Annotated in this window: 14 protein-coding genes and 1 tRNA gene; 9 read left to right on the top strand and 6 right to left on the bottom strand. The window is 72.1% G+C overall.

Going from position 1 to position 14,634, the window contains the following annotated elements; all coding sequences use genetic code 11:
* Nucleotides 1-49: 49 nt before the first annotated feature.
* A tRNA-Trp gene (locus OOJ98_RS28555) sits at nt 50-124 on the top strand.
* A gap of 91 nt (nt 125-215) precedes the next feature.
* On the opposite strand, the gene OOJ98_RS28550 is transcribed toward OOJ98_RS28555, so the two are convergent.
* Entirely contained in the window at nt 216-1,160 is a 945-nt protein-coding gene (locus OOJ98_RS28550; protein ID WP_267057928.1) for an aminoglycoside phosphotransferase family protein, read from the bottom strand.
* Nucleotides 1,161-1,344: 184 nt separating this feature from the next.
* Between OOJ98_RS28550 and OOJ98_RS28545 the strand changes: the two genes are divergently transcribed.
* Nucleotides 1,345-2,304 (top strand): SDR family NAD(P)-dependent oxidoreductase, encoded by a 960-nt coding sequence (locus tag OOJ98_RS28545; protein ID WP_267057927.1) that lies wholly within the window; start codon nt 1,345-1,347, stop codon nt 2,302-2,304.
* Between the two features lie 68 nt (nt 2,305-2,372).
* Here OOJ98_RS28545 and OOJ98_RS28540 read toward each other — a convergent pair whose 3' ends face one another.
* Entirely contained in the window at nt 2,373-3,923 is a 1,551-nt protein-coding gene (locus tag OOJ98_RS28540; protein ID WP_267057926.1) for a hypothetical protein, read from the bottom strand.
* 132 nt (nt 3,924-4,055) lie between these two features.
* On the opposite strand from OOJ98_RS28540, the gene OOJ98_RS28535 reads away from it, so the two are divergent.
* The 5 genes from OOJ98_RS28535 to OOJ98_RS28515 all read left to right on the top strand — a co-directional run bounded on the left by OOJ98_RS28535 (nt 4,056) and on the right by OOJ98_RS28515 (nt 6,921).
* Nucleotides 4,056-4,490: an SDR family oxidoreductase gene (locus tag OOJ98_RS28535; protein ID WP_267057925.1), complete on the top strand. Its 435-nt coding sequence runs from the start codon at nt 4,056-4,058 to the stop codon at nt 4,488-4,490.
* Between the two features lie 364 nt (nt 4,491-4,854).
* The gene (locus tag OOJ98_RS28530) at nt 4,855-5,244 is read left to right on the top strand and encodes a hypothetical protein (protein ID WP_267057924.1); all 390 of its coding nucleotides are present in this window, start codon (nt 4,855-4,857) and stop codon (nt 5,242-5,244) included.
* Nucleotides 5,245-5,249: 5 nt separating this feature from the next.
* The gene (locus tag OOJ98_RS28525; RefSeq protein WP_267057923.1) at nt 5,250-6,041 is read left to right on the top strand and encodes a transcriptional regulator; all 792 of its coding nucleotides are present in this window, start codon (nt 5,250-5,252) and stop codon (nt 6,039-6,041) included.
* 41 nt (nt 6,042-6,082) lie between these two features.
* Nucleotides 6,083-6,472 carry a roadblock/LC7 domain-containing protein gene (locus OOJ98_RS28520; protein ID WP_267057922.1) on the top strand — a complete coding sequence of 130 codons (390 nt, stop codon included), beginning with the start codon at nt 6,083-6,085 and terminating at the stop codon, nt 6,470-6,472.
* Between the two features lie 74 nt (nt 6,473-6,546).
* Nucleotides 6,547-6,921, top strand: a complete 375-nt coding sequence (locus OOJ98_RS28515; protein ID WP_267057921.1) for a hypothetical protein — start codon at nt 6,547-6,549, stop codon at nt 6,919-6,921.
* Nucleotides 6,922-7,029: 108 nt separating this feature from the next.
* Here OOJ98_RS28515 and OOJ98_RS28510 read toward each other — a convergent pair whose 3' ends face one another.
* The gene (locus OOJ98_RS28510) at nt 7,030-7,605 is read right to left on the bottom strand and encodes a TetR/AcrR family transcriptional regulator (RefSeq protein ID WP_267057920.1); all 576 of its coding nucleotides are present in this window, start codon (nt 7,603-7,605) and stop codon (nt 7,030-7,032) included.
* 129 nt (nt 7,606-7,734) lie between these two features.
* Here OOJ98_RS28510 and OOJ98_RS28505 point away from each other — a divergent pair, with 129 nt between their 5' ends.
* Together OOJ98_RS28505 and OOJ98_RS28500 are read left to right on the top strand one after the other, a co-directional pair.
* Nucleotides 7,735-8,469, top strand: a complete 735-nt coding sequence (locus OOJ98_RS28505; RefSeq protein WP_267057919.1) for an SDR family oxidoreductase — start codon at nt 7,735-7,737, stop codon at nt 8,467-8,469.
* Nucleotides 8,470-8,626: 157 nt separating this feature from the next.
* Complete coding sequence (locus tag OOJ98_RS28500; RefSeq protein WP_267057918.1) at nt 8,627-9,250, top strand: endonuclease; 624 nt, start codon at nt 8,627-8,629, stop codon at nt 9,248-9,250.
* Nucleotides 9,251-9,335: 85 nt separating this feature from the next.
* Here the strand turns inward: OOJ98_RS28500 and OOJ98_RS28495 are convergent, their stop codons facing one another.
* The 3 genes from OOJ98_RS28495 to OOJ98_RS28485 all read right to left on the bottom strand — a co-directional run bounded on the left by OOJ98_RS28495 (nt 9,336) and on the right by OOJ98_RS28485 (nt 14,560).
* Nucleotides 9,336-11,693, bottom strand: coding sequence for an Orn/Lys/Arg decarboxylase N-terminal domain-containing protein (locus OOJ98_RS28495; RefSeq protein ID WP_267057917.1), 2,358 nt, complete (start codon nt 11,691-11,693; stop codon nt 9,336-9,338).
* A 161-nt stretch (nt 11,694-11,854) separates the two neighbouring features.
* Complete coding sequence (locus OOJ98_RS28490; protein WP_267057916.1) at nt 11,855-12,532, bottom strand: DUF5825 family protein; 678 nt, start codon at nt 12,530-12,532, stop codon at nt 11,855-11,857.
* Nucleotides 12,533-12,586: 54 nt separating this feature from the next.
* On the bottom strand, nt 12,587-14,560 hold the full coding sequence (locus OOJ98_RS28485) for a RiPP maturation radical SAM C-methyltransferase (RefSeq protein ID WP_267057915.1): 1,974 nt from the start codon (nt 14,558-14,560) through the stop codon (nt 12,587-12,589).
* Nucleotides 14,561-14,634 lie beyond the last annotated feature (74 nt).

The raw sequence follows: 14,634 nt of genomic DNA, 5'->3' as shown, positions 1-14,634 counted from the left end.
CCCGCTCCCCCTCCCCGCCGGCACCCTCCCATACGATGCCGGGACGGGCGGGGCCGTAGCGCAGAGGTCGACGCGCGCGGTCTCCAAAACCGCGAGGACGCCGGTTCGAATCCGGCCGGCTCCGCCCCCTGCGACCACCGGGATCCGATGACCTATGCCGTCAACTTCCGTACTGCATGGGCTGGTTGGCTGGATCGTCGACCCGCCACGCGGGCTCACACCGGACGTCGGCCGTTCTCCGTGAGCAACTCGGCCAGCTGTTCGGCGAACTGCGTGATCCGGTCCAGCAGGAGCCCGCCGCGTGCGACCCGGAACCCGTTCAGCCGGCCCCAGAGCGAGGCCTCCACGGCGTGGAACTGGGCCCACCGCCGGACGCGTTCCCGGTCGAGCTCCGCCGCCTCGGAGAACACGTCCAGGATGCGATCGACCGCCTTGCCGAGGTGGTCCGCCCCCATGAGGGTCAGCGCCCGCGACTTGAGCAGGGTGCCGCCGTCGTATGCGGGGTCCCCGACATACCCCTTGGGGTCGACCGCCAGCCACGGCTCACGGTCGGCGCGCAGGATGTTGCGGGCGTGGAGGTCGCCGTGGATGAGGGTGTCCGGCTGGTCCCGGCCCAGTTCGGCGAGGGTCGCGAAGGCCGCGTCCAGGGTGGCGCGCGACAAGCCGTGCGCCACCTTCCCCGCGTTCTCGCGCAGCTGCTCCGCGCGGGCGTCGGCCTGTTCCCGCAGCCGGGGCAGCCCGGTCGGAGCGGGGACGGCGAGCCGACGGTTGAGCCGCCCGGCGACCCTCACCACCACGTCGCCGTCCTCGACCTCCGCGAGGGTCGACGCCCGGACCCGCTCCAGCAGCATCGCGAACCGCTCGTCGCGGCGCTCCAGAAGCCGCACCGCCCCGCGCCCGCCCCACACCGCGAAGGCGTCCGGCTCGTGCACGTTGCCGGGGTGCGGGAACGACACCTTGAGCACGGCGCCCTCACCCGCCCCGCGCCGCACGGGCACGACCACGCCCACACCGCCGTGCATGACCGGCCCGTCCGGCACACACCCCCACCGCGCGAGCAACTCCTCAACCAGGAAAGGAAGTTCATCGACCCACACGGACCCGGCCCGCCCCTCCCGCGCGATGGTGGTCCGCGTGAACTCCTCCGGCATCACGATCATCCGTGCACGATACGGCGCCCCACCCCCAGCCGGTCACCACCCGATCGCCGGGCCCCTGTCGGGGACCTGTCGGTGGCGGCGTCGGTCTGTCGGTGCCGTATCGGGACGGGCTGACACCGTGAACGAGTGCTCGGCCGCACCACGCACCCCGAGCTCTCAGTCCCGGCACAAGGAGCCCGTCATCATGTCCAACCCCTCCCCTCGAACCCGGCCGTGGGACGTCCGGCACCTGCCGTCCGCGGTGGGTAAAGCCGTCCTGGTCACCGGTGGCAACGCCGGAATCGGCTACTTCGTCGCGGAGCAGCTCGCCGCCACGGGCGCCGTCGTCGTGCTCGGCAGCAGGGACCCGGCGAAGGCGGACGCCGCCGCCGGCTCGATCCGCTCGCGGGTCCCCGGCGCGGACGTACGGCACCTCCGCCTCGACCTGGCCGACCTGACCTCCCTCAAGACGTCCGTGGACACGCTCGGTCTCGGTCACCTCGACGCCGTCGTCCACAACGCGGGGATCGCTCTCGACGACCCGCCGCGCAGGGAGTCCGGAGACGGCCACGAGCTGATGTTCGCCACCAACCACCTGGGGCACTTCGCGCTCACCCGGTGGCTCGCCCCGCTCCTGTGCGCGGCTCCGGCGGCCCGCGTCGTGACGGTGGGGAGCTTCGCGGCGCGGTCCGAGCGTCTCGACCTCGACGACCTCCAGTCGACCCGCGACTACCGGCCCAAGCGCACCTACGGCCGCTCCAAGCTGGCGCAGATGTCGTTCGCCTTCGAACTGGACCGGCGTCTGCGCGCCGTCGGCAGCACGGTGCTCAGCGTGGTCGCCCACCCCGGTGGCGCCCTCGACTCCCTCACCCCCTCACGCCCTCCGGTCCACGTCACCACACCCCGCGAACGGCTCCGCTCCGCGCCGGCCGGACTCGTGGTGCAGGGCAAGGACGCCGGGGCCTGGCCGATCGTGCGCGCCGTCCTCGACCCGGAGGTGCGGGGCGGCGAGCTGTGGGGACCCAGGGTGTTCGGCCTGAAGGGGACACCACGGTGCGAACCCGCGCTCCCCCACATGACCGACCTGTCCGTGGCGACCCGCCTCTGGTCCGCGAGCCTCGACCTGACGGGCGTCTCCGATCGGTGGCTCGGCTTCGGCCACTGAGCGGTGCGGCGAAGAGCGTCACCTGCGCGTCGTCGTCTTCGTCGGGTCTGCATCGGCCGTCACCGTCGTCATCGTCTCCTGATGTCTTCATCGGGCATGGACGCCGCCTTGGCCATCGCGGCCATCACGTCGCCCGGCAGGGATGGGTTGGCTGCGGCTGCCTCGACCACCTGCCAGTCGTCGTCGGTCAGCAGATGGGAGATGGCCCCGGGCGGCAGCGCGGGGTGCCCGGCGGCCGTGCGCCTGGCCCGTTCGTCGGAGAGGCAGACGAGCAGCGCGGCCGGCGTCGCACGGGGATGCCCGGCGATCGCGCGGAGCGCCTTGCGTGCCGGGGGTCGCCGGCCGGCGAGGTCGTCGAGGAGTTCCGACGTGATGTCCGGGTTGGCCGCCACCTGGGCCGCGACCCGGACGCCGTGCCGGTCGAGGATCGCGCGCAGTTGCGCCGGGCGCAGCCCGGGGTGCGGGGCGACGGCGGCGACCACGCCCGCGTCGGAGTCGGCCGCGAGGGCGTCGCGGAGTGCGGCCGGCAGGTCACGCCGCCGCGCCACCAGCGCCCTGACGGCGGGGAGCGGCGATCGAGCCAGGCGCTCCGTCTCGGTGGGCGTCGCCGCGTCGATGCGCGGCAGCGGTGCGCCCCCCTTCCTCATGGCTGCGGCGAGATCGCTCAGTACGTCGAGTGGTACCGACGGATTGCGGGCGACGCGGCGGCGTACGTCGCTGTCCTGATCGGCGCCCAGGGCGCGAAGCACCTGCTCGCCGACGGCGGGGTTCTCCGCCAGGTCGGCGCGCACACCGGGGACGGGGTCGGCGGCGAGCCGCTCGTACACCTCGCTCGGCAGACCCGGGCGTCGGGCGACGGTCCAGCGGAGCACCATCGAGTCGTGGTCGGCGAAGGGGGCGACGGCTCCGGCGGGTGTGGCGGGGTTGCCCAGGGCCGCCGCGTGGACGGCGTGCGCGGCCGACTCGTGGGTGCCGTCGCATCGGGCGCCGCCGGGCAGCGTGCAGTCGAGCCGCGGGCAATGGCGGTCGTGCACGAACGGAATCTGCTCGCGCTCGCAGACCTCGCACCGCGCGGCGGGCGGCACTCCGCCGTCGGTGAGGAGCGCCGCGAGCAGGTCCGGAGGGGTCGCCTCATTGGCTGCCGCCGCACGACGCACCGCGGTGTGCGGATGCCGGACCAGCTCCGCGACGACGTCCGATGCCCTGCTCCAGAGCGCGAGTTCCGCCACGACCGTCACGACGGGGTCCGCGGCGAGCCTCTCCGTCACGTCGGACGGAAGGTCCGGACAGGCGGCCAGCCGCTCTCGGCGCTCCGCATCCGGTTCCACGACGAGCCGTCGCGCCCACTCCGGGGCGCCAACGCCGTTGTCCAGCAGGGCGAGAGCCACATCGGGGTGCGCTACGGAGTCGATGTCCTCGACGGCGAGTCGGCCTGCGTGCGCGAGCTGTACGGCGCACTCCTCACCGCGCGCGGCCAGCGCCCGCGCCTGCGCACGGCTGAGGTCCTCGCGAGCGGCCAGCGCCGGGGCCAGGTCGCCGTCCGCGACGGCTATCAGCCGGTCGACCAGGTGGGACGGAAGAGCGGGATTGGCGGCGAGCCCGCACAGAATATGGTGCACCGCTCCCATCCTGCCGGAGATCTCACTTTGACAGCACACCACGGTGCCCCTTCGCCAGGCGCACCCTTGCGCGTCGCACCCCGGATGAGCGGGGCAGCCCGGACTTCGCACACCAGCGACCGAAGGGGAGTGATGGACGAAGCGTCGATCACCTCGCTGATCCTGGACGTCGCCGAGGAGTACGGCCGGCTGGACGTCCTGGTCAACAATGCCGGCGTCGCCGTGCCGGGCACCGTCGAGCAGATGGACACCGCAACATGGCGCCATGTCCTCGCCGTTGATGTGGACGGCGTCTTCTTCGCCTCCCGCGCGGCGCTGCCCCATCTCCGCGGCAGCCAGGGATGCATCGTCAATGTGGGTTCCGTGTCCGGGCTCGGCAGCGGTCATGAACACGTGAGCCCGGGACAGTTCACGTCTGAGCGGTTCGGAGCGGAGAGGATCGCTCGGCGGCCGAAATTTGCCCATGCTCTGTTCGGATTCGGGCCGCGCGACGGCGGGATAGCCGAACCAGCCGCCGTTGAGGCGCAGTTGGCACGTTCGGCTCTTCCGGTCGCCGCCCGTACCTGAACACGAGGTGACGCGGGTCGAACGGTTCATGCTGTGGGCGGCCGAACCCGTCCTCATGACCGCACACCGCCGGGGCCGACGAACCGGCGAACCCGTCGCGGGGACCCGCGGATCCGCCTGACGGCGGCCGGTCATCCATGGCTCAATGGCTGAATGCCGTTCCCACACACGGCACTTGATCGCTTCCAGGGCGCCCCTCGGCACCGCGCGCGGCGCGGATCGTAGCCATCGGCGGCATGTTCCACTGGAAAATGCCAGAAGTTCCTCCTTCTCGCGACACGGGGCGTAACTTCTCCGTCACTGCGGCAACGGAGTCGTGCCGCGGCGATCTGTCATCACGTGACGCCAAGGAGGGGATCTCCGCGTGCCCGGAATCGACGAGTGCCTGCTGGAGACGATGCGGCTGCCCGGCGCGCTCGGGGCAGCTCTCGTCGACTGGACCAGCGGGCTCGCTCTCGGCACCATCGGCGATTCGCCGGGCGGTGATCACGAGGCGGCCGCCGCGGAGGCCGCCGAGTTCGCGCGGAGCGCCGTCGAACACCCCGTCTTCGCACCGGGATCGGGGGACGCAGCGGAGGAGCTCCTGGAGGACGTGCTCGTGACGGCACAGGGCGGCTACCACCTGCTGCGCTTCGTACGGACGGCGTACGACAGCAGCATCTTCCTGTACTTGTGGCTCGACCGCGAGCTGGGCAACCTGGCCCTCGCCCGGCTGCGGCTGCGCGATCTCGCCGAGCGATTGGTGCTGGTGTGATCCGCATGGCGCCCCCCACCGACGAACGTCAACTCTCGCCGATGCTCAGCAGGTTGGTGGCCGAGCGGGCGACCGGGGCGCTGCTGCGCGACAGCGGCACGCTCTACCTCGTCGACGGCCAGGTGGTGCACGCCGAGAGTCCGGCGGCGCCCGGCATCGACGTCCTGCTCACGGTGAGCGGCAGGCTGCGCCCCGAGGGGTGGCAGTGGGCCATCGACCAGGCGGGGGCGCGCGGCGCGGTGGGCCGGTTCCTGGTCGACAGCGGGCAGGTCACCGGCGGCGAGCTGGAACTGTGCCACCTGGGCGCCCTGTTCGACGCGGCGTTCTTCACGCTCTCCCCCGGCAGCGGACCCACCCGGTTCCGCTACGGGGTGGCGCACTGGATCGGTCCGGTGCGGCCGGTGCCGGCGTGCTCGGTGGCGCGCGAGGCCGCCCGGCGCCGGGAGTTGCTCTTCCGGCTCTGGCCGCACCCGGAGGTCGACACCGCTCCGGTGGTGACCACGCCGGGACTGGGCGGGGCGCCGGTCACCGCGCGCCAGCGGGCGCTGCTCGCGCTGGCCGACGGTGTCCGTACGCCGCAGGACATCGCGCGGCTGCTCGGCCGCCCGGCGTTCCACACCTTGGTCGACGTACGCCGTCTCGCGGCGTGCGGTGCCATCGAGACCTCGCTCGCGGCGCCGCCGCGGCAGGACGTGCCGCCCCCGGTGGCGCTGGCGCTGGCGTCGACGGAAGCGGAGTCCGTCGCGGACGTGGCTCTGCTGCGCAGGCTGCGTGACGGCCTGGAGGCCACGCTGTGATCCGCGTGCGCAGGCAGCGCGGCGCCGAAAGGAGACAGATGATGGCGGCAGAGGCGGAGGTCCTCGCCGAACTGCACAGACTGCGGGTCCGGTTGCCTCAGCTCAGCGGGGCGATGGCGGCCAGCGTCGACGGCCTGGTGCTCGCGCAGGACGCCACGGACGAGGCCGAGCCGCTCGCGGCGCTGACCGCGGCGGCCCTCGGCGTCGCCCAGCGGCTCACCGACACCGCGGGCCAAGGCGCCTTCCGCGAGCTTCTGTTGCGCGGCGACGACGGCTATGTGGCCACCTACGCGGCGGGCTCGTCCGCCGTGCTCACCCTCCTCGCCCAGCCCCGCATCAACGTGGGGCGGCTGCATCTCGAAGCACGCCGGGCGGGCGCCCGGATCGGCGACCTGGTCGACGGCAGCCTCGGCCGACTGGAGACCCCATGACTCCCACCCGTCCCCGTGCCGACCGGCCGGGGAACACATCGGACGGAAAACAGCGGAAAGGAAGCACGAATCCCATGGCCAACACGGAAGCCGCGCTCAAGGAAACGATGACCAGCATCGACGGGACCATCGGTGTGGCCCTCGTCGACTACAGCAGTGGCATGGCCCTCGGCACGCTGGGCGGCGGCAAGGAACTCGACCTCGCGGTGGCCGCCGCGGGCAACACCGACGTGGTGCGGGCGAAGGTGCGCACCATGGAACTGCTGGGCCTGAAGGACGAGATCGAGGACATCCTGATCACGCTGGGCACGCAGTACCACCTGATCCGGCTCCTGACGGGGCGCAACCACAACGGACTCTTCCTGTACCTGGCCCTCGACAAGGAGCGCTCCAACCTCGCCATGGCGCGCCACCAGCTCAAGAAGATCGAGGCCGACCTGGAGGTGTGAACCGCGCCCGTCGCGACATCGCCCTGTGTGGCGCCGCACCCCTCTGGGGGCGGCGCCCACAGGGCGCGGACGTATCAGGGCCGTGGCGGGGTCAGCCCCGATGCGGGGTCAGTCCCGATGCGGGGTCAGCCCGTCGAGGGTGAGACCGAGCAGTCGCTCGGCCTGGCCTCGCTGGTCGGCGGCCGCCGACGTGAGGGCGATCCCGGCGAGGGCGGCGAACATGTCGCTGGGGCGGATGTCGGAGCGGAGGTCCCCGGCCGTGACACCGGCCTCCATGAGCGTGGTGATGGCCGCCTGGATCATCTCGCGGCTGTGCCCGTAGGGGTCGCTCCCCGAGGCGACGACGGCCCGGAGCGCCTCGGCCATGCCGAGTTTCGCCGTGGCGTAATCGATGAAGTGGCCCATCCAGATGCGCAGCGCCTCGCGCGGCGGCTGCGCGGCCAGGAGGCCGGGCACGGCGTCGCACAGCCGGGCCACCTCGTTGCGGTAGGCCGCCTCGATCAGCGTCTCCCGGGTCGGGAAGTTCCGGTACAGGGTGCCGGTGCCGACCCCCGCCTCCTTGGCGATGCGCTCGTAGTGGGCGTCGAGCCCCTGCTCCGTGAACACCCGCACCGCGGCCGCGAGGATCTTGTCCCTGTTGCGTTGCGCGTCCGCCCTCAACGGGCGCCCCGTGTCCTGTGCCATCGACGACCCACTCCCTCGCCCTCATTGCTAAGTGGAGGCTCCTCCACTTAGTGTGGAGCCAACCGGCGGCGCCTCCGGTTTCACCGTAGAGCATGCGCCGCACCCATCTCTTCTCCGGGAGGATCCACCATGTCGGAAATCGAGGGCAAGGTCGTCGCGATCACGGGCGCCAGCAGCGGGATCGGCGCGGCCACGGCCCTGCTGCTCGCCGAGCGGGGCGCGACGGTGGTGCTCGGCGCGCGCCGCCCCGACCGCCTCGCAGCGCTGGCCGCCCGCATCGAGAAGGCCGGCGGCCGGGCCGCGTACGCCCCCACGGACGTCAAACGCCGTCAGGACCTCGACGGCCTGGTCGACCTGGCCTGCGACCGGTACGGCAGGCTCGACGTCCTGGTCAGCAACGCCGGCGTCGGCCCGATCTCCCCCCTCGACGAGCTGCGCGTCGAGGACTGGGAGGAGATGATCGACGTCAATTTCAAGGGCGTCCTGTACGGGATCGCCGCCGCGCTGCCCGTGTTCCGCAGGCAAGGGTTCGGGCACTTCGTCAACACCGTCTCCACGGCGGGGCTGCGCATCGTGCCGACCCAGTCCGTGTACGCCGCGACGAAGAACGCCGTACGCACCCTCTCGGAGGGGCTGCGCCAGGAGGCCGGCGGCAACCTGCGCGTGACGGTCGTCTCGCCGGGTGTGACGCGCACCGAGTTCGCGGACTCGATGGCGCCGGAGATGAAGAGCGAGATCCTCGACAGCATGACGAAGATCGCGATCCCGCCGGAGGCCATCGCCCGCGCCATCACCTTCGCGATCGAGCAGCCGGCCACCGTCGACGTGGGCGACATCGTGGTACGCCCCACGGCACAGGGCTAGCCGCCCGCGGGCGCACTGCGGGCCGCGGGGTCCGCGCGGATTCCGGAGGCAGGCGGCGCCCCGCAGCGCACGGCCGGGGCTCAGCGATGTCGCGGGGCCCGGCGGTTATGTTCTGGAGCGACCGCCGAGACCTGCCCACCCGAGGAGCGAGACTCTGATGACCACCGAGGACACGCTGGCCGGGCTGCTGCGCGAGCACGGACGGAGCTACGCCGAGGAGGCCGGCATCACCCTGCGCGACAAGCCGTCCCCGCTCTACCAACTCCTGGTCCTGGCCGTCCTGTGCTCGACGCGGATCAAGGCGGACATCGCTACCGACGCCGCACGCGAACTGTTCCGCACCCGGCTGCGCACCCCTCGGGCCATGGCGGACACACCGTGGCAGACGATCGTGGACGCCCTGGGCCGGGCGCACTACCGCCGCTATGACGAGAGCACCGCCACGGCCCTGCTGGAGGGGGCCGCCGTCGTCCAGCGACGCTGGCGCGGAGATCTGCGCCGTCTGCGGGACGAGGCGAACGGCGACCCGGGGGCCGTACGCGAGCTGCTTCAGGAGGTGCCGCGGATCGGCCCCGTCGGGGCGGGGATCTTCTGCCGCGAGGCGCAGGGCCTCTGGCCGGAACTCCGGCCGTTCTTCGACGACCGGGCACGGGATGCCGCCGCCGCGCTGGGCCTTCCCGGCACCGCCGAGGGCCTGGCACGCCTCGTCCCCGCCGACGAACTCCCGCGCCTGGCCTCGGCGTTGGTCCGCATCCACGTGCAGCACCGACCCCCGACGTGAGCCGGAAGGGAGCGGGCGGAGAGGCCGAACGCGACCGGGTCGACCCGCACGCGTGGCCGGCTGGCCGCACGCCGGCTCGTCCTCCTCAAGCCCCCTCTCGTACGCATTCGATGAGGTAGTCGCCGGTGTCCGGGTCGATGACCGCGCCGTGTGCCTCGCTGTGGAAGCCGGGGAAGGCGCGGTCGAAGGATTCCAGGGCGCCGAGGTAGCGCAGGACCGGGCCGTCGGGGGCGCCCAGGGCCTCTCCGGGCATGAGGACGGGGATGCCGGGCGGGGTGACGGTGACCATGGCGGCGGCCACCCGGCCGGGTGCCTCGGCCAGGCGGAGGCGTTCGGTGCCGCCCCGGATGAGCTGCTGGTAGCAGCGCTGCGGCGGGACGACGGGGTGGGGCAGGTCGCGGAAGGCGGTGTCCAGGGCGTCGATCAGGTCGGCGTGCGTGAGGTGTTCGTGCATGTCCTGGCACAGGCCGCGCAGGGTGGTGTCGCCGTAGCGCCGGGGGTGGCTCTCGACCAGTCGGGGCAGCACCTGCCGCAGCGGGGTCTCGGCGTCGTGGAGCGCCTTGAAGTCCATCAACGCGTCCATCAGCGTGCCCCACTTGCCCTTGGTGATGCCCATGGAGAAGAGGATGAGCGTGGTGTACGTGTCCGTCTTCTCCACCACGATGCCCCGCTCCGCGAGGTAGGCGGTGAGGATGCGGGCCGGGATGCCCCACGGTTCGCTCGCGCCGGCCGCCGTGACGCCGGGGCAGGTCAGCGTCACCTTGATAGGGTCGAGCATGCACTGGCCCCGGCTCAGGCCCGAGAAGCCGTGCCAGTCGGCGTCGGGATCGAGCTCCCAGCAGTGCGGGTCGGTGGCCAGGAGCACCGGGGACGCGTCCGCGAAGGGCGTACGGGCCCCGGTGGCCGGCTCGGGGACCGTGTCGGGCTGCCAGACGCCGAAGAACCAGGCGGGCCGGTCACCCGCGTCGGCGATGCGGCGTCCGGTGCGCACGACGGCCTGCCGGAACCGGACGGCCTCGGTGACGGCCTCGTTGATCAGCCACTCCCCCTGCGGGCCGTCCATCATCGCGGCGGCGACGTCGAGGGAGGCGATGGCCGGGTACAGCGCCGATGTGGTGCCGTGCATCATGAACGCCTCGTTGAACCGGTCGTGTTCGACGGGGGCGCGCGGCGAGGACCGTACGTGGACCATGGCCGCCTGGGACAGTGCGGCGAGGAGCTTGTGCGTGGACTGGGTGGAGAAGACGGTAGGCCGGTCCTCGCCCTCGAAGGTATCGGGACCCACGGCCATCCCGTAGCGGCCGGCGTAGAGGGGGTGGAAGCGTGCGTAGGCGAACCACGCCTCGTCGAAGTGGAGCCGCGGGGTGCTGGGGGCGAGGGCTCGTGCGGTGCTCACCGTGTCGTAACACAGGCCGTCGTAGGTGGAGTTGGTGATCACCGCGTACTGGGGACGGGGTGAGACCGCGCCCGGTGTCAGGGGGTGGGCGGCGATCCGGGCGGCCACCGCGTCGGGCGCGGTCTGGGTGGCGGGGAGCGGGCCGGCCAGCCCGTAGCCGTTGCGGGTCGGCACGAGGTAGACCGGCCGGGCGCCGGAGATCACGAGGCCGTGCAGGACGGACTTGTGGCAGTTGCGGTCGACCAGGGCGATCTCGTCGGAGGTCACGCAGTAGTGGCCGACTATGCGGTCGGCGGTGGAGTCGCCGTGCAGGACGAAGTAGGTGCGGTCGGAGCCGAAGATCCGCGCGGCGTTGCGCTCCGCGTCGCCGATGGGGCCGCTGTGCTCGAAGAGGGAGCCCAACTCCCCTACGGAGATGGAGAGATCGGTACGGAAGAGCCGTTCACCGTAGTAGTCGAAGAACGCCCGGCCCACCGGGGATTTGAGGAATGCGACGCCGCCGGAGTGCGCGGGGGTGTGCCAGGAGTATTCGTGGGCGTCGTCGAACCGCCGGAGCGCCTTGAAGAACGGGGGCAGCAGGGCGTCCTGGTAGCCGTGCGCGGTGTGGGCCACGCGGCCGGCGATGAACGAGGGGGTGTCCTCCAGCGGCCAGACGTATCCGACGACGGTTTCGGCGACCCACAGCGGCAGCCGGTCGAGGCCGTGGTCGGAGTCCTCGGCCATGACGACGAAGACCGGCAGGTCCTTGAACCGGCGGGAGATCTGCCGCAGCACGGCGGCGCCCCCCGCCTCCGTGCCGTCTCCGCCGTCCGGGGCGCCGGTCACGGCGGTCCCGCCGCGCTCCGACGGCAGGTCCCACGCCACCATGGCCGCGGTCAGGCCCGCCTCGGTCCGCAGCGCGGCGCGGGCCCCTTCGGCGGTCCGCGCCCACCGGACGTCGAGCCCCCGGTTCTCCAACTCCTTGCCGATCCGGCGCAGTTGTTCCGTGTCGACTCCGCCGCCGAGGGCGTCCTCCCGCAGGGCCAGCAGGACAGTGCCGTTCGCCATGACCATCTCCACGCCGCTCCACGAGCCCGACCGATAGGCGGCCAGCATCCTGCGGGCACGGACGGCGGCACTCCCGAAGCGGGCGCAAACCACCTGTACGGGTCATGCGCCGCGCCCCGGGTGTGACCGGCCGGACGGGGCTGGTCAGCGGCCTTCGGCCGTCAGATCGCCATGGCCTCCTGGATCCAGCGGCTCACGCGGTACGGCAGCCACCACGCGAGGTCGCCGACCTGGAGCGCCAGTCGTTCCTCCAGGAAGTCGGCGAGCACGGCGGCCGGGACCGATGCCGCGGGGGCGCCGTAGGTCAGGTCCGCGATGACCTGCTGGTACTCGGGCTCCTCGGCGGTGAAGCGGCGCAGGTCGCCCCAGCGGCGGTCGCGGATCTGGACGAAGCCGGGGCCCTGCCGCCACAGGCACTTGCAGAGGTAGTGCCCTTCGCGCCAGCGGCGCAGGTCGGCGGCCGCGTCGGCGGCGCCGTGCAGGGCGGCGGGCGGCTGGAGATGGCTGAGGGCGCGCCAGGTGTCGTCGGGCGCCGACGGGTCCAGGCGCAGCTTCCACTCGACGAGGACGGCCCGTGCCGTGAGATCGCGCACCAGACTCAGCAGGCGTACGGCACGGTCGGCGGCGCCCGGGGCGGTGAGATCGGCGAGGTCGACGGGGTCGTGCAGCCGGACGCTGCGGACGCCGGACTCCCACAGCCGGTCGCTCTCCTCGCCCATGGGGCCGGCCAGTTCGATGTCGCCGAGGAACATGCCGGGCAGGGCGCGCGCTTCGGGGTCGTAGTCGCGCCACGCGGAGACCGTGAGGGCCTCGGTGGCGGTGGTGAGGGCGGTGCTCATCGGTCTTGTCCTCCTGCTCCTGTGCCGGACACGCGCGGCTCGACGACGCGCGGGTCAGACACTGACGGGCTCGGGCCGGGCGGGCTGTGCTGCGGCGTCGGCGTCTCCTGCGGCGTCGGGGTTCGCTTCGGCGTCGAGCGCGGCCTGCGCGTGGCGCATGAAGTCCAGGCGCAGCAGGTCCTCGTTGACGGCGGAGGGCGCGATGTGGACGTACTGGCCGCCGTCGGTGAAGACGAGGCCGAGTTCGACCCAGGTGTCCAGAAGTCGCTGCACCTCCTGCTCGTCGCGCGCGGCGCCCTTGGCGCGGGCCGCCGCCTTGCGGGTGAGCGCGGCCGTCGCGTGCGGCTGGTCGAGGAGGCGGAAGACGGCGAGTTCGAACGGGTCGGTCAGCTCCATCACCCGCCAGGCGAAGGCGCGCCGCCGGCTCACCAGGACGATGCGGTCGCCCAGGTCGGCGTGGGTGAGCCGGGCGTCGGCGTGCTGCTTCTTCCAGGCGTCGAGCGCCTTGTTGAGCGCGCCGACGGTGGGCTCGCCGATGCCGCGCTGCGGCGCTTCGAAGACGTACGCCAGGTCGTAGAGCTCGGACTCGGGCAGGTCGTAGGTGAAGCGGTAGTGCTCTTCGGGGCGCAGCCCGTCGAAGCCGAGTTCGGGCCGGTTGAAGTAGGGGCTGAAGCGCTCGATCGCGATGCGCGCGGACAGGTCGACGGGCGGGTCGAGGTGTTCCAGTGCGGGGATCTGCGCGATGACGGGGTCGTAGTCCTCGGCCGTCTCGCCGGGGAAGCCGTGCAGGTAGTTCCAGGCGACGGAGAGGCCGGTCTCGGCTCCGTCGCGGAGCATGCGCACGTTCTGGCAGCCGCTGACGCCCTTGTCCATCAGGTCGAGCACCCGGTTGTTGAGGCTCTCGATGCCGGGCTGCACGTAGATGAGTCCGGCTTCGGCGAGGGTGCGCAGCTGACTGCGGCGCATGTTGGCCTTGATCTCGATGTGCATCCTGAGGTCGTAGCCGCTCTCCATGATGCGGGGCAGCACAGTGGTGAGGTAGCCCATGTCGAGGATGTTGTCGACGAGGTACATGTCGAGGACCCGGTGTTTGCGGGCCAGTTCCATGATCTCTTCAAAGAAGGTGTCGGGGCTCTTGGAGCGGAACTGCATGAACGAGCCGTTGAGACCGCAGAACGTGCAGTGGTGCTTCTCGCCCCACCAGCAGCCGCGTGCTCCCTCGACGACGAGTTTGGGCTCGGCCCAGTTGCGGGCCACCGAGGCGGCGAGGCGCTCGAAGTAGCCGCTGTAGTCGGGGGCGAGGATGGTGGCGGGCGGCAGCGGGCTCGTCGCCATCGGGTTGACGATGCTCTTGCCCTCGGCGTCGCGGTGGCACAGGCCCGGCACGGTGGCCAGTTCGTCGCCCCCGGCGCCTTCGGCGATGGCGGTCAGGAGCTGCGGGAACGCGGCCTCGCCCTCGCCGCGGATGACGTGGTCCACGAACGGGAAGTTGCGGTGGACGGCCTCGCCCTGTTCGCCGTCGCAGTTGGCGCCGCCCATGACGGTCACGATGTGGGGGGCGAGACGCTTGACGTGCTTGGCGGCGGCGAGGGCCGCGGTGTTCTGCTGGAAGGTGGAGGTGAAGCCGACGACGTCGGGTGCGTACTCCACGATCTGCCGGGCGATCATCTCGACGAACTCCGGTGCCTGGCGGTGGAGTTCCTGCGACATGTGCAGCCGGGACTTGCGGAGTTTGCCCTTCATCGCGGCAGCGAACTCCTCGTCGCGCCACGTGGGGTCGTCGTAGAGGGCGGAGGAGAACACCCAGTCGCCGCAGCCCATGAAATAGGAGGAGAGCGCGTAGTACTCGTAGTCCTCGGCGGTGAATTCGGTGCGCTTGGTGATCCAGTCGGTGTATTCCAGATTGGCGTGCAGGACCTCGGCGCGGGCGCCGGGCACTCGTTCGTCCACGCTCCGTTTGAGAATTCCGAGGGCGAGCGAGGGAAGGTCGATCGGCGACCAGGGCATATTGACCAGCAGGACACGCATGTCGGCTCCTCGGTGGGTGCGGAGACGTGACGGGACGGGGGCCAAGGGGCCGGGGGCCAAGGGGCCGAAGCTGT

It is taken from the genome of Streptomyces sp. NBC_00083 (assembly GCF_026343295.1).
Classification (GTDB): Bacteria; Actinomycetota; Actinomycetes; order Streptomycetales; family Streptomycetaceae; genus Streptomyces.
The sequence above is the reverse complement of the archived record's forward strand: the minus strand, read 5'-3'. Positions and strand labels throughout refer to the sequence as shown.